Origin of the sequence: Arthrobacter sp. 35W (assembly GCF_000482545.1) — a bacterium.
In the GTDB taxonomy this organism is placed as follows: Bacteria; Actinomycetota; Actinomycetes; order Actinomycetales; family Micrococcaceae; genus Specibacter.
The window spans coordinates 997,196-1,017,290 of record NZ_KI519454.1 but is presented as its reverse complement, the minus strand read 5'-3'; the positions used below and the strand labels follow the sequence as shown (position 1 = coordinate 1,017,290).

The window sequence follows — 20,095 nt, the reverse complement described above, 5'->3', positions numbered from 1 at the left end:
CTCCCCATGTCATTCGAGCCAACGGAATATAGCACTCCATAGTCAAACTTAGTGCATGGATAGACAGGGTCTAAAAGATGCCGAGACAACACAGAAGGACCGCTAACGGCAAGGAATCTTCAAGTCGGGTGGCTCCAGCGGGAGTCAGGCCCGTCGTCTATCTGCCATACGTTGTAGCCACACATGTAGGTTCGGCATCGGCCGCTTGCAAGACGTAGACCCGTCTGCGACGTATGGCCAAAGGGAGCCACGGAGCCTACGATGTTTCCTGTCAGGCTCCACGGTCGGACGAACCACCAGACAGTGGACGGTCTCAATCATGAACTTGCACCAAACGCTTCAAGACAGTCTGACCCGGCAGAAGGATGCGGACCCGGACGATTGGGAGCGCACCTTTCGCCAGATGGTCCTCTTCGACCTCGCCAAGGACATGGAGCTGGGCAACTTCCTCTCCTACTACCGCAACTTCGCGATCCCCTCGATCGCCGAGACTCTGGCTGGCAACGGAGAAATCCTGGACCGCCCAACCAAACGCTCCTACGACACGGCGATCGTGATCTACGAACTCATCGCCAGCGGCCTGGACAGCGACCGCGGGCAGGAAATGGTCACGCTCCTCAACCGGGTCCACCGATTCGTCCCCGGCACCCCGGAAGACTTCCGCTACGTTCTACTGACGCTTCTGGTCGTCCCGATTCGCTGGACCCAACGCCATGGTTGGCGCCAACCCACCGACATCGAGGTGCAGGCTGCCACCAGATTCTTCTTCGAGCTCGGCCAGCGCATGCACTTACTCAATCTGCCCACCACCTTCGCCGAGGCCGCCGCAATTTTCGACGACTACGAAGCCACACATATTGGCAGCAGCCCGGCAGGCTTGCGTCTCATGGACTCCACCGTCCAGATCCTTGAGGGCAGGCTCCCACGTCCCGTGCGTCCACTCACCCGACACATCCTCAGCAGCATGTTCGACGACGACCGTCTCACCGAGGCGCTGGGACTCCCCCGCAGCACCAGATGGTCCAATACCATACTCAACTCTGCATTGTCAGCCAGAAACTTGATCCAGCGACGGCGACCGCTGGCCACAGAAGCACGGTTCTCCCCCGGTAAGTCCGGAACCACCGTCTACCCGCACGGCTACGCCTTGAACGACATCGGCCCAGCCAATGTCATGGGTCCCACCGGCGCCGGTCAGCCATGAGAATCCGGGAAGCCCACAGGGTCGCCCATCAGGCAGACAAGCAGTTGAACTTGCCCGCACGGCTCACTCTGGAGAACGTCCAGGAATCAGTCGAGCAATCCAGGAACCGCCCCATCACGATAACCGAGCTGAGTGGACTCACCGGCGTCGACGTGTGCGGCCTCTGGCTGGTCCTCCCGGACAGGGACCTCATCCTCCACGCACCGGTGCGCTCAGCCCTGCACCGCCAGCAGATCATCCTGCACGAACTCAGCCACATGATCCTCCGCCACGACATCGACGCCACCAACTCCGGCCTTAGCGAGCAACTGATGCCGGACCTCGATCCAGCCCTGGTGCTTCATGTGCTCCGCCGCAGCAGCTTCCACAATGACGCCGAGAGAACAGCCGAGGCCCTCGCAGACCGGATCGCCGCCCGCATCATGCGCGGCACGCCGCTGTCGGACAAGTCGGAGCACCTCGCCTTCGGGGAAGTCTTCGGCTGATGGACATCGTGGCGGCAGCCATCCTCTGGATCCTTGCCGCTGCCCGCCTTCGCAGCGGTCTGGACCCGCGCCGTGGGAGCGTGTTCCGCGCCGCCCTGTTCGCCGCCACCGCCTGCACGCTCTACGTCCCCGCCGTCTACCTCGCTGTTGATCCGCTGTTGGGCGGGCGCAACTGGACCAAGGCACTGACCCTTGTGGCCCTGTTGGTCGGCTTTTGGCAGTTCCGCAGCGCCGTCCTCATCGCCGTCCAACCGGATGAAGGACGACGACGGCAACAGCTCGCCGTCGGCCGTGGTGCAGTGCTGGCGACGACAGCGATTGCTGTTGCAGGCTTCGCGGTCAGCGATCCTGGGCCCACGGATAGGAACCTCCAGCTTGCCTACGCCAGCCAGTCGGGGATGGCCCTCTTCCTTTGGACCGGCTCAGCCTTCTTGATCTGGGTCACCGTCGATGCCGCCCGGATCTGCCTGCGCAACCTCGCCAACCTTCACTCGCCCATCTATCGGGCCGGTTTCCTCCTCATCGGATTCGGCTGCGTGGCAGCGGGCCTCACCATTGTTGATCGAATCCTCTACGCAGTGCTCAGCCCACGTCGAATCCCCGGCAGCCCATCCGCCGTCGCACTCGATTCCCTCTATTGGATCGGCGAGACTCTCGCCGTCGTGCTCATCGGTGTCGGGCTCCTGATCCCCCGCCTCGAACGCCCTATGCAGAGGGTCTTGGTGGATCTCAAGCAACGCGTTCTTCTTGCCCAGCTCAGGCCACTCTGGCTGCAAACCACGACTGGGCGGAATGTCCTGATTCTGGAAACATCATTGATGAATGTGGTGGCTCCGCTGAAGGGCCACTCCGGACAGCGGTTGCACCGGCGGGTCATCGAGATCCGCGACGGCGAGATGGCCTCCGGCGGAACCCTCACGCTCAGCACCACCGACCAGGCGCTCCTTGAACGTGCCGAGAAGGCCCTCAGCCGCGGTCGTTGACCGCCGACGAAGTCGAACCAGGTCACGCCGTAATCCTCCCGTCGGCCCATGAACCGGTAGCACGAGCATCACTTCGATGTCCGTTCACGGTCGGGAGGAATTGTGGAGCGACTCAGCATCAGAACCCCGGATGACTTCATCAGTCTCATGGGCCACAGCCTCGGCTACTGGCCCACCGAGAGCCTTGTGTGCGTCACCCTGGATGGCCGGCGCATCGGCTCAACGCTCCGCGTGGACCTCCCCAATGCGACTACGGACACCACAGCCTTTGTGGACGTCGTGGCCACCTACATCACCAATGACCGTGAGGCCACGGGGGTGGTCTTCGGCATTTTCAGCGCCATACCATGGCCGCCGGGGCAGGACCGCCCCTTCGAACCCGTCATCCAGCAGTTGACCGAAGTACTGTCGGGCCACAACATTCCTGTCCGCGATGGCTGGTATATCGGCCCGAGCTCGTTCACCAGCTATCTGGCCAAGGACTTCCGCACGGTCCACCCGATCACCCAGCTGCAGGGGAGCCAGCTCAATGCCGAACTGGTCTTCCGCGGGTCCAGTATCCAGGCCAACAGCGACTTCCGCTTTCCCGTGCTTGAACTCCATGACGTCTCAGACGGAGTCTCCCGCCACTGCTCCGCAATCGAAGCGATGTCTCCGGCGGCGGCCACCACCAGGGCACGGTCCTTGTGGGGAAGCCTGCTTGAGTCGACGGCATTGCCCACCGATGAAGAAGCCGCCGAGCTGCTCGCGGACTTCAAGTTCGTCAGCGTCCGCGACCGTCTGTTGGCCGACATCCCCGGCATTGACGCACCCATCGGCGAGCTGCTCCTGGCAGAGACCAAACGGTCGCCTCAATGGAACCGCGTCGACCGGGCCGAAGAGCTGCTGCTCCACCTCTACACCCGGGCCGACGGTGCAGACGCCGCACCCGTCCTCACCAGTCTGGGCATCATCCAATGGTGGGAGGGCAAAGGAACTCGGGCCCACCAGTGTTTCCACCACGCTCTGGAGGCTGACCCCGACTACCGGCTCGCCCAGCTCAGCGACCGGATGGTCAGCGCCGGCATCGTCGCCTGCTGGGCCACCAACAAGCAGGCCGCCTACCAGCCGCCGGCAGCTCGTGGACCGCAGATTGAGGGGATGGGAATGGCCTAGCCAATACAGGCGCCAGCGAAACTAGCTACTCGCCGAAATGTGCCGTCACACGCACTCCGCAGCCAAGACTTCGCAGTTCCCGCTTGCTCAGTAAGGGCTCCAATTGCCGGCTGGCAGGTTCGACCGTCGGCGGTCATTGTTGACTCGTCTAGACTAGGCGGACTCATCCACGCGTAACTAGCCGTGTAGTACTCCGTCGAGACGGCCCGACCCTCACCGTACGGAACTGGCCCTGCTCGAGGGCACACTCGAATCGACTTCGCTTTCCACAGTCCGAGTGGTCGGCTGATGCACGGCTCGCCACTCCGTATTCCTGATCGACTCTCGAACTTCTTCTGGTCGTTCCAGAAGACTGGCCATCGCCGCATAGCGTTCGACAAACAGATGCATGCTGGCGCTGGGACTAGCGCTCCTCCAGCTCGCTAGCGCCTCCGTGAATTCCTGCTTGATGATCAGCGACGCCTTCGTCAAGAATCGCTTTCCAAGAGCCTCTTCGAAGTCACGCCAAAGCTCTTGATGGCGACGTTCCAGGTTAGCTGCGCGCTTCGTGAGTCCGCCTGGGTCAGGACGAGCACCGAGCTGCATCAGTCGCCGCGAGCCTCGGCCAATGGAAGCGATTTGAGCCTCAGCAGCCATCCAATCCCGCTTCAAGGATTCCAACTTGGCCACATCTTCCGAGAAGGACTCGGTTGCGATCGGCTGTGCCAGGTCACGGAGAGGAATTTCGATGCTCTGCACCGCCGCGATTACTTCCGGGCGCACTGCGAGCGAGAGTACGCCCATTGCCTCATGAACGTTGAGGTATCGAACCGCGTCGAGTCCGTGGGCATCAAGGTAGCGGATTCTGATGTGCGCCGCGACTTCGTGGTTCTCATCGCGGTATCCGGGATTGATCCGTAGTGGTCCACTGCGGCGAAGCACACGGTAGAGATAGAATTGAGCGCCACCGTCGCCCTCATGGTTCATGCGGCGCAGCATGTTTTCGATCGCGGTCTCGTACGTGCCGATATGCAGCGCCCTGGTCGTCTCTTCGAGAATATGCTGCTCACGGTTAACGCCTACGAGACGACCATCCCATTGCAGCGCTTCAGCGAACCGGCTGGAATAATCTGGGGACGGCCAATCAGGCGAAGTGCTGGTGTGGTACCAAGCAAGGCTTGCGACGGTGCCATCTTGAAGGACGGGATCGCATCGGTCGCGAAGTGCAGCTACGGCTGGGCCGAAATGAATACGCGCACCGCACCGCTCGCAGGTCATGCGGGCCTGGTCCATCTGGGCAAAGTAGTCATGCGCAGCGAGAAATGAAGAGCCACCGCACGAACATTTCATCCAGTACCCATAATCGAAGCCGTCAGACCGCTCAGCGAGCGTGGCAGGATCAAGAATCTCCAACGGCTACTCCTTCGTCATCGGCAGGAGCGTGTACGGACGACTCGGTTTGGTCCTGCGGTGAAGCGAGCAGATCGACGTGCTCAATGTCGTCGACACCAAAGTTGAACCGATCGCGAAGGATGCCGAGGATGGCGGTCGCTTCCGGATTCGGGGTGTTCAGGTGCAGCCCATACGAAGGCAGCACAAGTAGTACGGTGAATTTCAGCGCGACTAGGAGCTTTTCGCGCGTAAAAGCCTCAGGTCCCAACTGAGGATCAGCCTCAAGTTCCTCCCTTCGCATCAGCGTGTTGGCGCGTTCGCGATCAACTGGCGGACTGCCAATAGTGATGCGCAGTCCTTCCCACCCGGGGCGCGCATTTCCGATAATGTTGGTGATCGCCATAATCAATTGCCAGTCAAGCCATCCTTCCTCTCGAAGCTGGCGAAGCACCGCTGATGAAGCTTGGTTCGACACGAGTCGAGGGATGGTCAGACGTGCGATCGGCATCATCCGGTCGTAGCGACGCCCAAGGTTCTCGATTGCCGCGTCATGGTTGTATACGGCAGAAATGCCGGTTCTCGGTTGTAGTTCCGGATGCTCGAAGTGCGCCTCTCGCGGCACTTGTGCCCCGAGAGGCGCAGGAGGAAGCAACCTCATGGCTTCGTAATCTTCCTCACTAAGGAAGCCCGCAGCTTCATCGTAGGGACGCCCTCCAGAGAGCTTGTGCCAGAGACCCTTCACGAACGCGTCCTTGACGAGCTCGAGAAACTGCTCGCGGCTGAGCAAGGAAGCGTCGAGTAGGAGCAGGGAGGCATCGGTGACAAGATCGGTCAAGGCGTCTTCTTCCTGTACCCTATCGCCCGGTGTTAGGTGCACGAGCCAACGGCTCCCCTCCGCATCTTGGACGCGTTCCAGGACGCCAGTTCCGGGTGCCCTGTGGTCTCCGTCCAGCCTCACTTCGATGCGAACCTCGGAGGGGATCCAGACGGCGTCCGAGAAGGCGAGTTCGGCTTGAATGATCTGCAACGCAGAGATCAGTCGTTCGGCCGCGAGTGTGCTGTTGCGGTTATTTCGGCTTCGCACGGTCCAGATCGTTCCGAATGCGGACCATTGGATCTCACGTGTCGTCCCGGCATCAGCGAATGGGCGCCCCAGACCTTGCTGATCCAACGCGGCAACGACTTCCTCGATCGTCCGTCCCACGCCTCCGCTGATCTGATCAGCAAGCTTGTCTGTCAGGTCGGCTGTGCCCATCTTCTGAGCCGTCGTCCGCATGTCCGTCTCGTACGCAGGCGCCAGATTGTGAGCAATGTGAAGGGCGAACGCCTGGCGCTGAAGCAGATCCGCGAGATACTGGTGCCGGTCAAAGTTTGCGGGGTCTTCCGAGTATGCGTTTTGGGCAAGTAGCGTGACGTGCAGGAGCCGCGATGCCGTACACCAGTTGCCGGCCTTGTAATCATTGATCGCAGCGACTGCGATTGCTTGCGGGACAAAGTGGAGAGCGCCTGTCTGCTGGGCGCTGGTTGCGGCTACGACTGCGGCATAGGCGTGGAGCTTCGCAGCGAAGAACAGACCGAGATTTTCGTAGATTGAAGCAGCGAGTAGCATCATCGGGATACTGTCCTGGATGGTATCGCCGTGCCACCATCCGATTTTCGCGTCGTGCACCTCCCCCAGCGCGCGGAGCAGCTGACCAGACTTAGTGAATGTGATCGCGCGCGCATGTGCACGTTCCGCTCTGCTGGTATCACCACTTACACGCGCCACCGCCTCGTCAAGACCGTCACGAACGCGTACATACGCAGGATGAGAGGCCAATGAGAGCGCAAGCATGTCAAACAAGTCGGCCGTAGACTCAACGGGGAACACGGGAGCAGACGGCAGCTCGGCCAATAGCTCGTCAATCGAGGCAAAGCCTCCATCGAGGTCTCTGAGAGGTATTGCTGCTTCCTTGGCAGGAACAGCCTCACCAGCCTCGTAGGCATCCAGAACCAAACGGACACTCTCACGGGGATCGATCAGCCCCTCGATGCGGTCCGGGATATTCGTCGGATACTCGGGGAAGAACGCTAGTCGAGCGTCGATCGCGAGAAGCAGAGCTTTCGCGTTGGGGTAGGGTCTGTTGGCCAACATTGAGCCGATATGACAACGGAGCGCCTGGTAGTAGCCGTCCAGAACGGCCATCGCGATGTCGGTGTTTCCGCGGAGTCGAGCCCCGTAGCCGTACTGGAGCAGGACTACTGCGTCTTCAAGAAGAGGAAGGTCGTCCTCGACCTCGGTAATGATCTGAAAAAACTCTCGGAAGAGTGTGTCAGCTGCTTGCAAAGTCCCGGTCCCGCGGAGTGTGGCGACAGCGACTTCGTAGCGGGCACGCATCTGTACATCCCGCACACCCTCGTGCGCGAGAATCTCGCGCATCTTAGCGATCCAGTCGCCGAGGTCACCTCGCGCCTCGTCGCGAAATGTCGAATGGCGGAGCACGTCTCGGAGGCTAACGAAGTCACCCATCGTCCGCCCAGGATTCGTTCGTGCACGCCAATAATCCCGATCCCGGACATACCAGCCGGGGAGGGCTTCGTCTTGTCCGAATCTCTCGGGCGCCAAGGAGGACGGAAGCTTCAAGTACTCTGCCGCGATCCAGAAGAGGTCTGGATCGGCTAGGTGTTCCGCAAGAGCGAGTCCATCAAAGATCTCAAGATCAACACCATGATTCGCTTTGGCTACCGCGATGAGCTCGTGCCGTTTGGCAACTGGGATGGATGCCACTGTGAAGTACAAAATGCGCGCGACGGGTGTTCCTTTGCCCGTGATGCTAGCCAGGTCCGAGCGTATCTTTGTAGGAACGTCAGCCTTCTGGATTGTGCACGCCAGGACCACCCGTTCCGCTGAAACTGTGGCTGCATGTACAGAGGTACCGGGAAGCTCGTTCGCGAGGTTGGACCAGAAGCTCTCGCCGTCACGCCCCTGATCCCCGCCGGCGCTCACTGGTCCTGTCGCCGGCAACAGGTTGATGCTGATTCGGCGACGCGCAAATGCGAAGCAGATTTTCTCGTACTCATGGTGACTGTTGGTGTCACCAAGACGGTCGAGACTGAATAGTATCTGCTGCACAAGCTGCGGCGCGGTGTCCATCTTGCTCCTCTCCCATCGTGGGGTCGCATCCATTATCTCGTTGCCCAGGCCCGAATCGCCTTCGCCACGCGCCTCACATGAACCACCTCGAGAAGTGGTTCCCCCAGAATGAGGCGCCTCGAGCTCCGCCTCCGTGAGCGTCATCGTGCTGTAGACAGATCCAACACAAGAAACATACGAGTACAGGGCAATGAAGTGATAGATGCGACCCCCACTGGCCAGCGACGAACATGGCCCCACCATTGCCGATGCCCATCGTTCTTCAGACGGCGCCAGACAGTCTCAAGACCTCAGGTCCCAAACCGCCCAAAAATCCTTCACACCTCTGGCATCCAAGGCCAAAACCGTGGGAACTAGGCTCACGCTGAATCATGCTGCGGCCCACCTTCAACCCGATGAATGGTTGTGAACACACGACCATGCCGTGAGTGCGGCAACAACTTTGAGCCGCTTCGTAGAGACCAGCAATTCTGCTCAACAACGTGCGGCAATCGGCAACGGGATCGACGACGGCGCCAACGCCGGGCGGCCACGACGTCAATCGCCTCGCTTGCTGCACCACGGCAGGAGGATGACCGCGGCAATGTTCAACTATCCCCGGCCAAGGCACAGTTTGATGCCGAGCTTGGAAGGTTTCAAAGGGCCGCTGATGAACGGCGCCGGACGGAGGTTGCAGACCGCGAGCGCCTCATCGGTCGTCTCCAGCAGGAGCTTCGGACGCTTGCCTCGGAATGCGATCGTCTCTACGCGGAGCAGAGTGAGCTGCGAGCGCAGATTGCTGAAGTCAATCGTGACTACGCCCGTCTTCGGCAGATCCAACACGAAGACCGCCAGGATCTTATGCTTCTTGCCAGTCGGCTGGTCCTCGCGAATAGGAACTCTCACTACCTATTCGATGAGCAAACAGTTGCCACGTTCCATCGCCGGGGTTGGACTGCTCCTACCGCTCAACGGCAGAGGCAGTCGGCATGACCATCTCCATTGCCAGGCTGACAGCTGACTCCGGCGTGAAGTACCTGATGAAGACCACCATGCAGGACGACCTTATGAAGCCGGTCGCTGATGCCACCACCTACTACGTCAAGGCCGGGACCCCGTCCGGCCGGTGGCTTGGCAGCGGGCTCGCGGGGATCAGTCGCCAGCCCTTGGACATGGTGGCGATGGCGGACGCCTCTGCAGTCTTCAGTCACGCCCAGCACCCCGGCACGGCAGCTCAGCTTGGCCGCGAGCATGGTCGAACCACGATCGCCCACAGGAACGGGGAGGAGCAGCAGCGCCATGCAGTCGCCGGCTTCGACCTGACGTTCAGTGTCCCGAAGTCGGTATCGGTCCTGTGGGCGCTCGCCCCCAAGGACGTTCAACAGCAGATACTCTCTGCCCATCACGCGGCAATCGCAACAACCCTGCTCTGGCTCGAAGAGTCGGCCCTCCACACACGGGCGGGGCGCAATGGCGTCGCGCACCTCGGCACGAAGGGCGCAATCGCCGCCTCCTTCGACCACTGGGAGTCGCGAGCTGGGGACCCTCAGCTCCATACACATCTGGTCATCGCCAACCGCGTCCAGCGCAGCACGGATGGTGCCTGGGCCACACTCGACTCGCGCACCATGTACAAGGCGGTGGTTGCCGCCAGCGAGCACTACAACGGTTTGCTCTTCGATGAGCTGCAGCGCAGCATTGGCACGGATGCTGAGTTTCGGATTCCGACGTCGAAACTGCACAATCCCAGCCATGAACTGGCGGGGATCAACACCGCCCTCATCCGCGAGTTTTCCAATCGGTCCCGCCTCATCGATGTCGAGACCGATCGGCTCGTCACTGCATGGGCCACTGAGCACGGCCGGAAGCCCAGCGCCACCACCGTCGTCAAGCTCCGCCAACAGGCAACGCTGTCCACGCGCACTCCCAAGGACGAAACTCCCAAACCGCTGTCGAAGCTGGCCGAGACCTGGCGCCGTCGTGCCCGGGCCCAGGGATTCGAGCCCAGATCCGTCGTCTCTGACACCATTAGCCGTTCCCATCGACGCCCGGTCTCAGGCGCAGATCTCACGACGGCGTGGATAGACGCCGCTGCCACCTTGACCCGCGAAGGCGTCGCCCTCCGCCGTGCCACTTGGAACCGCTGGAACCTCCTGGCCGAGGCCGAACGCGTCTGCGGTGACATCCGCTGTTCCTCCCCCGCCGACCGCCGCCGCATGATCGACGTCGTCACGGCTTCCGCTGAGGCCCAGTCCATCCCGCTCAACACCTACCGCTACAGTCTCCCCCTCGACGCGGCCGCCGACCTCGCCTTTGCCGGGCGCAGCGCCTTCGACTTCCATGGTGCTCGCCTCTACTCCGACGCCGGCATCCTTGCCAACGAGCAACTCATCATGGACGCCAGGAACGACGGCGGTGCACCGGCCACGCCGTCGGCCTCCGCTGCGGAGCAACTCACCAGCTACAGACACCCCGCCGGCTACGGTCTCGCGTCTGACCAGTGGGCCGCTGCGCTGGCGGTCCTGACTGGCGGGAACCGGCTCGACGCCGTCGTCGGCCCCGCCGGATCCGGCAAGACCACCACCATGGCCGCCATCAAGTTGGCCTGGGAACAAGCGCATGGCGAGGGCAGCGTCGTCGGACTGGCGCCGGCGGCCGCCAGTGCCGAGGTCCTAACCCGGCAGCTGGGCGTCGCAGCCGAGAACGTGGCCAAGTGGCTATACGAGACGGTCGGGCAGGGGGCCGCAGCACGGGCCGAACGGTTCCTTGATTTGGAAACTGCCCAGGCGACCTCTCCCCGAGCGCGGCTGCGGACGGCCCAGTACCTGACAGGGTTGGCCATGCAGCAGGCACAATGGCAGTTCAAGCCCAACCAGCTGGTCATCGTTGACGAGGCCTCGATGGTTTCCACGGTTCAGCTTGCCGCCCTCGTCCACCAGGTAAGCGACGCTGACGCGAAGCTCCTACTGGTTGGAGACCCCGCCCAATTGGACGCCATCGATGCCGGCGGCATGTTGGGCTGGCTACACCGTTCTGACAAGGCTGTTGAGCTGACCAGCATCCGCCGCTTCACCCACGACTGGGAAGGTGCGGCATCGCTGAAACTGCGGACCGGCGACTTCGAAGGTGTCGAGATGTACAACGCCCATGGCCGCATCCTTCATGGAGAGTTCGCCGCCATGATCGACGGCGCCTACCAGGGCTGGGCCGCTGACACGAAGGCAAGCCTGTCGTCCATCCTGATCGCCCCGGACAACGACACTGTTGCCATCCTCAATGAACGAGCCCACGCGGACAAGGTCGCCGCCGGCCTTGTCGACGCCGAGCACACCGTCGAGCTCAGTGATGGCCTACGGGCTGGCCAAGGCGACACCATCATCGCGCGCAAGAACAACCGCTCGCTGACCGACAGCCACGGCGACTTCCTGCGCAATGGAACCCTGATCGAGATCACGCAACTCCCCCGCCGCGACGGATCCGCCACCGGACGACGTCTGGATGCCGGCACTACGGTGACCCTGCCAGCCAGCTACCTCGTGGCGTCCGCTGAGCTTGGCTACGCCACCACGGCACACCGCTCTCAGGGAATCACGGTCGACACCAGCCACACCGTCATCACGCAAGGGTGCCTCACCCGCGAACTCTTCTATGTCGGCATGACCCGCGGCCGGAGCAGCAACGCGGCGTACATCTGTGAAACCAACCCGCTGTCGGACGAGCCACTGACAGCCCAATCCCACGCCGACTGGACACAGATCATCGGCGAGGTCCTTGCGGCTGAAGGTGCGGAAAGGACGGCGCACGAGGTTCAGCAAGCGGAGCTGACCAACGGAGACAATCTCCAGAAGCTCGCCGCCGAGTACGACTACCTCGCCCAGCTGGCTGCTGCCGAAGACCTCATATCTGCCATCACCAAGGTGGTGCCCGACGCCGTTCCGCGCCTTGAGCAGTCGCCGTCGTGGGGTGCTGGGGTTGCTGCCTGGCGCCGAGCCAAGGCATCCGATCCCGCCACGGCCGTACGGGCACTGGAAGACGTGCTGCGCCACCCTGGTGGCGCTCGGGACGAGATGGCCATCGTACATGCGCGACTTCGCCAAATCGGCACTGAAGCCCTTCTGGACCCCTTGGAGTCTCTGGCCGAAGAAATCCACACCGGGCGCGGCGACCTTGCGGACATGATTCAGCAAGTACGCCGGCGGGTCATGCGTCGAAACTCTTTGGTAGAGCAAGCTGCCATGATCGATGATCCTGAATGGAAGCGTGAACTTGAGCAGAGCGTCGGCCAGGGACTATCCCCCGGAGATTTGGCCGCTCTCGTGAGCCAAGTTGCCATCTACCGAGATCGATGGGGAATCCGCTCCGATGAAGCTCCACTTGGCGGACCCACCGCCGGCTACGAGTGGGAACGGGCCACGCACCGAGGTGCACTGGAACGAGAAATCGAGCGCATGGCGGCTCATCGCGACCCGAATTCGAAGCCGGCTACTGCTCAGCTCGATGGACCTGCTTCACAGGAGCCCATGGTTTCCGTCGGCCTGCGTCTTTAGACTGACGTCGAAAGGTGCACCATGCTCGAGAACCCGATGATCAGACCGCCAGTAGTTTCGACGCCCCTCGTCGTGGCGAGCGTCGTCCTTGGCTTGTCCCTGGCCCTCGCAGCTGCCGCCATCGTCGCAACTTGGCCAGCGCAGCTTTGGCTCGTCGTGCTCACACTCGTCCTCTTGACCTTGAGCCTGCTGCTCGGCCTGCGGTGGACCTCGAAGGTTCAGCGGAGTCGCCGTTGGCGGAACAACGCGCAACGTCAATGGCACCACCTGAAAGCGGCCAAGGAGGCCAGCGGAACAACCACCGAAGTCACCATCCTCAGCATCGACGAGGTTCAGCCAACCGGGGCATGGGCCACCATCAGGTGGAACAAGTTCGGATATGTGCAGCCGGCCTGGCTTGAAGCAGGACCAATGTCCTATTGGCCTGGCTCAGTCCTGCTGATCTGCCCAGACCCCGGCCAGGTAAAGATCGGGCAACCGTGGCCTAGGACGTACTGGATTCATGCCAGTGACTGCCGTGCCATGGCGCCGGCCGCTTTGGAATGATCGACCCATAGGGGTAGATCTTACGGCCGAAGCACCCGATGCCAGACAAGCTCCAGCGCGCCCCACACCGCCAAGCTACAGGCCGACGGTGCTGACGGCGTGGTGGATGGTCCGGTCGCGGGGTCCGTCGAGTTCGAGCAGGTAGATGCCCTGGCTGTGGCCGATGGCGAGCTGGCCATCGATGACGGGCACGGAGAGCGAGTTGGTGCCGAAAACGAGCCTGACGTGCGCGGCGGCATCCTGCGGGCCGTCGTGGAGGTGGACGAAGGGCCGGTCCACCGGGATCTGGCTCTCAATGAACAGGCGGATGTCGGCCAGGGTGGTGCCGTCGACGCCGCTGTTGAAGATCAGCGTGCAGGTGGTGTGCGGGATGAAGACGTGCAGTTGCCCGTCACCCATCCCTGCTGGGATCTTTTCGCGCAGGGCAGGAGTGAGGTCCGTGTAGCCGGTGGGTGCCGGGAATCCCTCGGCGGGGCGGGTGTTAAGGGTGAAGCTGTCCCAGGAACCGGGGGCTTTGGTCGACATGAAAGGTCCTTTCGAAGGGGCGCGCCACAGGCGCAGATGGTGTTGCAGCGATCCATCGGCCGTATCCAATTTGGCAACAACCGCGATAGGTATTGACATCATAATAACCATATCTTTGATGACCAGTGGGCGCCAGGTTGCGACAATCCTGTTGACATCATGTGAGCAACGCCATAAGGTATGGATATCAATACAACTGGTCTTATCCGATGCTCAGACGACTCGGAAGACTCGACAACGGAGACTAGATCGCTTCACTTCCTTGGCCTTCCCCACGTGGGAGCAGCAAGGAACACGTGGTTCCCAACACGTGCGGCGTACGTCCCAGAAGGATGTGTAATGCGTATCTTCAAAAACAAGGCCCTTGCGGCTGGCGCCGTTGCGGCCGCCTTGCTCCTCTCGGCGTGTGGCGGACAAACACCGTCCGCCGGCGGAAAGCAGCAAATCGAGATGTGGTTCTGGGGGGCTCCCCCGGCTCATCAGAAAGAGATGCAGCAAGTCCTGGTTGACGGCTTCAACAAGTCACAGGACAAATACCAGCTCAAGGTGACCTTCGACAATGCAGTCGACAAGAACATCGATGTCGCGCTGGCGGCCAACCGCGGCCCAGACGTCGTCTACGGTTCCGGGCCCGCGTTCGCCGCGGCCTACGTGGCCAAGGGGAAGCTTGCGGACATGACACCGTATTCGGACAAGTATGACTGGAAGGACCGAATCCTGGACCCTATGTACGAGTCCGGGACGGTGGACGGAAAGCTCTACTCGCTGCCGAATTCACTCAACAACATCGGCGTCTTTTACAATAAGGCGGTTCTGGACAAGCTGGGCGTCGGCATTCCAACGACTACGGCGGAACTCAACGCTGCCATGGACAAGGCGCAGGCCGCAGGCCTGTATGCCTCCGTGACGGGAAACAAGGGCTGGAAACCGGTCAATGAGAACTATGCATCCCTGTTCCTGACCCACGCGGCAGGCGGCAAGACGGTCTACGATGCCCTGCAAGGCACCACCTCCTGGACCGACCCGAAAATTGCGGCGGCCATCGATGCTTCCAAGGACTTTTACCAGAAGGGCTATCTGGCCGGGAAAGACTACTCCAACCTCAACTTCGTGGAATCCATGCAACTGCTCTCCCAGGGCAAGGCACCGTTCATGTTCGGCCCCAGCCTCGCCTTCCAGTTCGCCACGGACTCCTTCAATGACAAGAACGGCAACACCAACGACCTTGGTTTCATGCCTTTCCCCAACATTGATGAATCACTGGCCTCGCCGAATTTCACGCTGGGTTCGACGGCGTCGCTGTCGATCAACAACGCCTCCAAGAACAAGGACGGCGCTGCCGCGGTGATCGACTTCATGATGACCGAAAGCTTCTCCACCGACATGACCAAGACCTGGCCCGGCTATTGGGCCGTGCCACTGAAGAAGTTTGACGCTGCCCCGGATGAATTCACGGGCCTGTCCAAGCCCTATGTCCAGGCCATGAAAGACATGATCGCCGGAGTCAACGAAGGACACTACGGCTTCTTTGCCGGCACGTTCTTCCCTCCGGCAACGGCCACCGCTTTCGATGACATCGACAGCGTCTGGCTCGGCAAGACCTCAACCACTGACTTCCTCAAGACTGTTGACAAGACGTTCGCCGAGGAAAAGGCCAAAGGCTTGGTCCCACCCGTGCCGGAGCCGAAGTAGCGACATAACCCCTAGCCTGCTGGGTGGGACGGCATCCCACCGCCACACCCAGCAGGCGAACCCAAGATAAGACGGTTCAACTGTGACTCTTTCACTCAAGACACCAAGCGCGGCGGCACTCCAAAACCCGCCGGGTGCGCGATCCCGGAAGTCATTCCACCAGCGCCGCACCATCATCAATTACTTGCTCCTGGCCCCGGCACTGCTGCTCTCGGTGGTCGTAGTTGTCGTCCCTGGCGTGCTGACAGCCGTGGCTTCCTTCACGGACTGGGACGGCCTCGGCTTTAGCGCAAACTTCGTGGGAATGTCCAACTTCACGGACATTTTTGCCGACCCAACCTTCTTCACGGCATTGGGAAACAACATCAAGTGGGTCCTGCTCTTCCTGACGATCCCCGTGGCACTTGGTCTGCTGACCGCGTCACTGTTGCTCCGCCGAAAGAGAACTCGAACCCTCTACCAAGTGATCTACCTGATGCCGTATGTCTTGGCCCCGGTGGTCAACGCCATGGTCTGGTTGAGCATCATCTACAACCCCCACGGCGGCGTCGTCGGATACCTGCGTGATCGCGGAATCGGCATCGAGCCACCGCTGGCAAACCTTGACATGTCCATCTTCGCCGTCGCCGGCGTCGACATGTGGCACTACTGGGGCTTCCTGACGGTCATCTACCTCGGCGCCATGCGGCAGACGCCCATCGAACAAGTCGAAGCGGCAATGGTCGAGGGTGCCAACGCCTTCCAGATCTTCCGCCATGTCTACCTGCCAAACATCCGCGCCACACTGCTGCTCATGGGCGTCATGATCGTGATCTTCTCGTTCCTAGCATTCGACTACGTCTACCTCCTGACACAGGGCGGACCGGCGCACTCCAGTGAAGTGATGGGCACCTACGCCTACGCCTTTGCCTTCTCCAGCTTCCAGTTCGGCAAGGCGGCCGCTGTCGGCCTGATCATGAGCTTCTTCGGTCTCGTCGCCTCCTTCATCTACACCTGGCTCAGCCGAAGGGACCTCACGAAATGAACATTGGCTCGCGCACATTCAGTGCCATCGCCGGACACATCGTCCTGGCCATCTTCGCCCTCATCGCACTGGTGCCACTGGTCCTGGTGGGGATCAACAGCATCAAAGACAGTGCCGATGTCACCAAGGACCCGCTGTCACTGCCGACTGGGTTCAATGTCCAGAACTTCATCGATGCCTGGTCCTACGGCAACTTTGGGTTGGGCTTCTTCAACAGCCTGGTGCTGACCGCGACTACCGTCGCCATTGTCCTCGTCTTGTCATCGCTGGCCGGTTATGTCCTGGCGGGCAAGAAGGTCCGTACCTGGCCCCTCATCATGGTGTATTTCACCATGGCCATGACGGTGCCCATCCAGCTGTTCCTTTTCCCCCTGTACTCGGGGTTCGCACAGCTGGGACTGCTGGACAACGTCCCGGCCGTCGGCGTCGTGCTGGCCGCCATCAACATGCCCTTCGGTGTCTTCATGATGCGCACGTTCTTCCTCAACGTCCCGGCCGAGCTGGAGGAAGCGGCATTCGTCGACGGCGTGAACACATTTCAACTCATCCGCCACATCCTGTTCCCTGTGGTGCGGCCCGGACTGATCACCGTCGGGGTCATCGTCGGTCTCAATGCCTGGAACGAATTCCTAATCACCTCCACATTCCTCCAGAACAGCGACACGAAAACGCTCACACTGGGCTTCCTGTCCATGAACGGCACGTTCAGCACGGACCTCGGCGTCATGATGGCCGGTGCCATGATTCTGATCATCCCCGTGCTCATCGTTTTCATCGCCCTGCAGCGCTACGTCGTGGACGGGCTGGCCAGCGGTTCGGTGAAGGGCTAGGACGCCGGCTGCATTCCAACACCGTTCTGACAGAGAGACCTCACAGCAATTCATGTTCGCCGGCGACCCGGCCACAACATCTTCCAACACCATCTGCGCCTGTGGCGCGCCCCTTCGAAAGGACCTTTCATGTCGACCAAAGCCCCCGGTTCCTGGGACAGCTTCACCCTTAACACCCGCCCCGCCGAGGGATTCCCGGCACCCACCGGCTACACGGACCTCACTCCTGCCCTGCGCGAAAAGATCCCAGCAGGGATGGGTGACGGGCAACTGCACGTCTTCATCCCGCACACCACCTGCACGCTGATCTTCAACAGCGGCGTCGACGGCACCACCCTGGCCGACATCCGCCTGTTCATTGAGAGCCAGATCCCGGTGGACCGGCCCTTCGTCCACCTCCACGACGGCCCGCAGGATGCCGCCGCGCACGTCAGGCTCGTTTTCGGCACCAACTCGCTCTCCGTGCCCGTCATCGATGGCCAGCTCGCCATCGGCCACAGCCAGGGCATCTACCTGCTCGAACTCGACGGACCCCGCGACCGGACCATCCACCACGCCGTCAGCACCGTCGGCCTATGACCACCCTCGGCATCGAGGGCGGCCTGACCGTCGACCACCTCGTGACCGAAGGCACAGGCACCCGCTTCAGATGTCTCGGCGGTCCGGGGCTGTTCGCCGCACTAGGGGCACTCGTCGTCGCCGGCACACAGGTCAGGCTGCATGCCCAGCTCCCCGATGACGAACCTCGCTTCGAGGCCCTTCTCCGGCGCACCGGCGTGGACATCAGGTTCTGCCTCCGGACACCAAAGGCCCTCCGCCTGTGGATCCTCAACTCCACCGAGGGACGCCGGATCCTGCCGACATCCAGCCCTGACGGTCTTGAGCTCGCTGGAACGCATCTGGACCCGGACAGCGGGGACGACGCCGGTCCTTCCGGGTTCTTTGAAGGGCTGGATGGCCTGCTATTGTCCTCGCCGAGGTTGCCGCTGCACGCTCTCAAACGTGCCCCAGTCGTCGGCGTCGACCCTGATCAGCGGGCCGCGATGCTGCTCGGTTTCGACTACTGGATGGCCCTGGCAGAGCAGGCCACCGTTTTGTTGCCCAGCAGGGTCCAGCTCCGCCAAATTCACGACGACGCACGCGACGCAGCCCGGATGCTCGCCACCCGTACGGGCCGACCTGTGATCGCACGGCTTGACTCTGATGGTCTGCTGGTCATCGATGGCGGCCAGGCCTGGACCGTGCAGGATCCGGAAGTCCGGGTAGTCGACACTATCGGTGCCGGTGACGCCTCAGCGGCCGCGATTGTTGCGGCGCTGGCCTCCGGTTCAAGCCTCATTGAGTCCGCTGCTTTTGGCGCGAGCGCCGCCCGCCTCGTCCTGTCCGATTGGGGCCACGACGGCCTCCTGCTTGACGGTCCACTAACCCGTCCCTACGAAAACCTCATTACAAAGGAGCTCTAACATTGTCTGAAATCCCCACCCAACAAAGCCTGGCCGCATTACTTGAAGCCTTGGACCAGGTTCCGTCCATCTCGCCGTTGGAGCACAGCACACCCCTCGGCAACGCTGTCTTCGTTGGTTCAGGTGACTCACTGGCTTCAGGACTCATCGCGCACAACTTTGGGCATCGGTCGATGTCGTCCGGCGACATCACCTGGACGGGCCAGCTTCCCGCACGTGCCGACACTATTGTCGGCATCTCGCATTCGGGCACTTCGGGGGCAACGGTAAAGGCGTTGAGGAAAGCCCGTGAACAGGGGCTGAGAACCATTGCCATTACCTCCAATCCGGATTCGCCCATTGCGGAAGCCGCGGATGCAGTCCAAATCGTCCCCACGCTGCACGTCACGGAAGCCGTCCCATCTGCCGGCCACATCATGCTTGGCTTGGGTGTCGCGGCAGTATGCGGCGCTGACGTATCCAATGGACAGCGCGAGGTGGCCAAGGTACTCAGTGAGCTGGAAGCCGCGATTCCTTCTGTGGCCGCCCGCTTCGGCGGCACCGCTCCCGCAGGGATCTCGGTGCTGACGCTGCCTGATCTGCGCAGCGCCGGCGACTTCTGGACATTGAAGCTGATCGAAGCCACCGGAGTCGTGGCACGGGTTGTCCCTCTGGAGGAAAGCGGACACGTGGACTACTTCATCGGCCCCCAGAACCAACTGACCATCCAGCTGCTGGGTGGAGTTGGCCGGGCCCGCCACGAACGGCTTCAAACTGCCCTGTCCGCCAACGGGCAAAACGTCGTTCCCGTCGATTTCATGTCCCTGGCTCCTTCGTCCGGCGCAGTGTCATCGATCAGCCTCGACATTGCAGTGGCTTCGTTCGGCGCCTTCGCAGCCCACCAGGCGGCGTTGACCTGGGGCCGCCCGCCGTTCCGCGGCGGCGCGGTGAACATGGACGCCAGTCACATCAAACTCTCCGAATAGCGGAGCAATAGGGCGGGGGCTTTCGGCTGATGGCCGGGAGCCCCCGCTTTGGCGTTGGCGGACTTGTGCCGGCCCTCGGGACTACATGGCATGAGTGGCCTCGATGCCCGACACTATGTCGGCAGCGGTGGGTCGCCGCCCCATGCTCTTTGCGGGGCCGGGCCATATGGCCCGGCCCCGCAAAGGCATGCGA

Annotated in this window: 16 protein-coding genes; 12 read left to right on the top strand and 4 right to left on the bottom strand. The window is 61.7% G+C overall.

Going from position 1 to position 20,095, the window contains the following annotated elements; all coding sequences use genetic code 11:
• Positions 1–319: 319 nt before the first annotated feature.
• The 4 genes from K254_RS0104375 (at position 320) to K254_RS21715 (ending at position 3,827) form a co-directional block, all read left to right on the top strand.
• Positions 320–1,204 carry an oxygenase MpaB family protein gene (locus K254_RS0104375; RefSeq protein WP_035748983.1) on the top strand — a complete coding sequence of 295 codons (885 nt, stop codon included), beginning with the start codon at positions 320–322 and terminating at the stop codon, positions 1,202–1,204.
• A gap of 50 nt (positions 1,205–1,254) precedes the next feature.
• Positions 1,255–1,689, top strand: coding sequence for a hypothetical protein (locus K254_RS24735; protein ID WP_155848448.1), 435 nt, complete (start codon positions 1,255–1,257; stop codon positions 1,687–1,689).
• The gene (locus K254_RS0104365) at positions 1,689–2,672 is read left to right on the top strand and encodes an MAB_1171c family putative transporter (protein WP_026554342.1); all 984 of its coding nucleotides are present in this window, start codon (positions 1,689–1,691) and stop codon (positions 2,670–2,672) included. Before K254_RS24735 ends, K254_RS0104365 begins: the two co-directional genes overlap by 1 nt.
• Positions 2,673–2,774: 102 nt before the next feature.
• Entirely contained in the window at positions 2,775–3,827 is a 1,053-nt protein-coding gene (locus tag K254_RS21715; RefSeq protein WP_051388807.1) for a DUF4192 domain-containing protein, read from the top strand.
• 213 nt (positions 3,828–4,040) lie between these two features.
• Here K254_RS21715 and K254_RS0104355 read toward each other — a convergent pair whose 3' ends face one another.
• From K254_RS0104355 to K254_RS0104345, 3 genes are all read right to left on the bottom strand, one after another.
• Complete coding sequence (locus tag K254_RS0104355; RefSeq protein ID WP_026554341.1) at positions 4,041–5,219, bottom strand: hypothetical protein; 1,179 nt, start codon at positions 5,217–5,219, stop codon at positions 4,041–4,043.
• On the bottom strand, positions 5,206–8,331 hold the full coding sequence (locus tag K254_RS0104350) for a hypothetical protein (RefSeq protein WP_026554340.1): 3,126 nt from the start codon (positions 8,329–8,331) through the stop codon (positions 5,206–5,208). The genes K254_RS0104355 and K254_RS0104350 overlap by 14 nt, the downstream gene beginning before the upstream one ends.
• 591 nt (positions 8,332–8,922) lie before the next feature.
• Complete coding sequence (locus tag K254_RS0104345; RefSeq protein WP_026554339.1) at positions 8,923–9,216, bottom strand: hypothetical protein; 294 nt, start codon at positions 9,214–9,216, stop codon at positions 8,923–8,925.
• An 83-nt stretch (positions 9,217–9,299) separates the two neighbouring features.
• Between K254_RS0104345 and mobF the strand changes: the two genes are divergently transcribed.
• Entirely contained in the window at positions 9,300–12,857 is a 3,558-nt protein-coding gene (gene mobF / locus K254_RS21710; RefSeq protein ID WP_051388806.1) for a MobF family relaxase, read from the top strand.
• Positions 12,858–12,878: 21 nt separating this feature from the next.
• Positions 12,879–13,403, top strand: coding sequence for a hypothetical protein (locus K254_RS0104335; protein WP_026554338.1), 525 nt, complete (start codon positions 12,879–12,881; stop codon positions 13,401–13,403).
• Positions 13,404–13,478: 75 nt separating this feature from the next.
• Here the strand turns inward: K254_RS0104335 and K254_RS21705 are convergent, their stop codons facing one another.
• A complete protein-coding gene (locus K254_RS21705) occupies positions 13,479–13,928 on the bottom strand; it encodes a secondary thiamine-phosphate synthase enzyme YjbQ (RefSeq protein ID WP_051388802.1) in 450 nt (149 codons plus the stop codon).
• Between the two features lie 339 nt (positions 13,929–14,267).
• On the opposite strand from K254_RS21705, the gene K254_RS0104325 reads away from it, so the two are divergent.
• From K254_RS0104325 to K254_RS0104300, 6 genes are all read left to right on the top strand, one after another.
• Positions 14,268–15,620 carry an ABC transporter substrate-binding protein gene (locus K254_RS0104325; RefSeq protein WP_026554337.1) on the top strand — a complete coding sequence of 451 codons (1,353 nt, stop codon included), beginning with the start codon at positions 14,268–14,270 and terminating at the stop codon, positions 15,618–15,620.
• Between the two features lie 82 nt (positions 15,621–15,702).
• The gene (locus tag K254_RS0104320) at positions 15,703–16,644 is read left to right on the top strand and encodes a carbohydrate ABC transporter permease (RefSeq protein WP_196810864.1); all 942 of its coding nucleotides are present in this window, start codon (positions 15,703–15,705) and stop codon (positions 16,642–16,644) included.
• Positions 16,641–17,474: a carbohydrate ABC transporter permease gene (locus K254_RS0104315; RefSeq protein WP_026554335.1), complete on the top strand. Its 834-nt coding sequence runs from the start codon at positions 16,641–16,643 to the stop codon at positions 17,472–17,474. Before K254_RS0104320 ends, K254_RS0104315 begins: the two co-directional genes overlap by 4 nt.
• Before the next feature lie 129 nt (positions 17,475–17,603).
• Complete coding sequence (locus tag K254_RS21700) at positions 17,604–18,053, top strand: secondary thiamine-phosphate synthase enzyme YjbQ (protein WP_051388802.1); 450 nt, start codon at positions 17,604–17,606, stop codon at positions 18,051–18,053.
• A complete protein-coding gene (locus tag K254_RS0104305; RefSeq protein WP_026554334.1) occupies positions 18,050–18,937 on the top strand; it encodes a carbohydrate kinase family protein in 888 nt (295 codons plus the stop codon). Before K254_RS21700 ends, K254_RS0104305 begins: the two co-directional genes overlap by 4 nt.
• Before the next feature lie 2 nt (positions 18,938–18,939).
• Entirely contained in the window at positions 18,940–19,902 is a 963-nt protein-coding gene (locus K254_RS0104300) for an SIS domain-containing protein (protein WP_155848447.1), read from the top strand.
• Positions 19,903–20,095: the final 193 nt, after the last annotated feature.

Bases quoted from the DNA above. Each gene is read 5' to 3' on its own strand.
- K254_RS0104375 (WP_035748983.1), top strand. From the start codon at position 320: ATGAACTTGCACCAAACGCTTCAAGACAGTCTGACCCGGCAGAAGGAT.
- K254_RS0104365 (WP_026554342.1), top strand. From the start codon at position 1,689: ATGGACATCGTGGCGGCAGCCATCCTCTGGATCCTTGCCGCTGCCCGC.
- K254_RS0104350 (WP_026554340.1), bottom strand. From the start codon at position 8,331: ATGGACACCGCGCCGCAGCTTGTGCAGCAGATACTATTCAGTCTCGAC.
- mobF (WP_051388806.1), top strand. From the start codon at position 9,300: ATGACCATCTCCATTGCCAGGCTGACAGCTGACTCCGGCGTGAAGTAC.
- K254_RS0104335 (WP_026554338.1), top strand. From the start codon at position 12,879: ATGCTCGAGAACCCGATGATCAGACCGCCAGTAGTTTCGACGCCCCTC.
- K254_RS21705 (WP_051388802.1), bottom strand. From the start codon at position 13,928: ATGTCGACCAAAGCCCCCGGTTCCTGGGACAGCTTCACCCTTAACACC.
- K254_RS0104325 (WP_026554337.1), top strand. From the start codon at position 14,268: ATGCGTATCTTCAAAAACAAGGCCCTTGCGGCTGGCGCCGTTGCGGCC.
- K254_RS0104315 (WP_026554335.1), top strand. From the start codon at position 16,641: ATGAACATTGGCTCGCGCACATTCAGTGCCATCGCCGGACACATCGTC.
- K254_RS21700 (WP_051388802.1), top strand. From the start codon at position 17,604: ATGTCGACCAAAGCCCCCGGTTCCTGGGACAGCTTCACCCTTAACACC.
- K254_RS0104305 (WP_026554334.1), top strand. From the start codon at position 18,050: ATGACCACCCTCGGCATCGAGGGCGGCCTGACCGTCGACCACCTCGTG.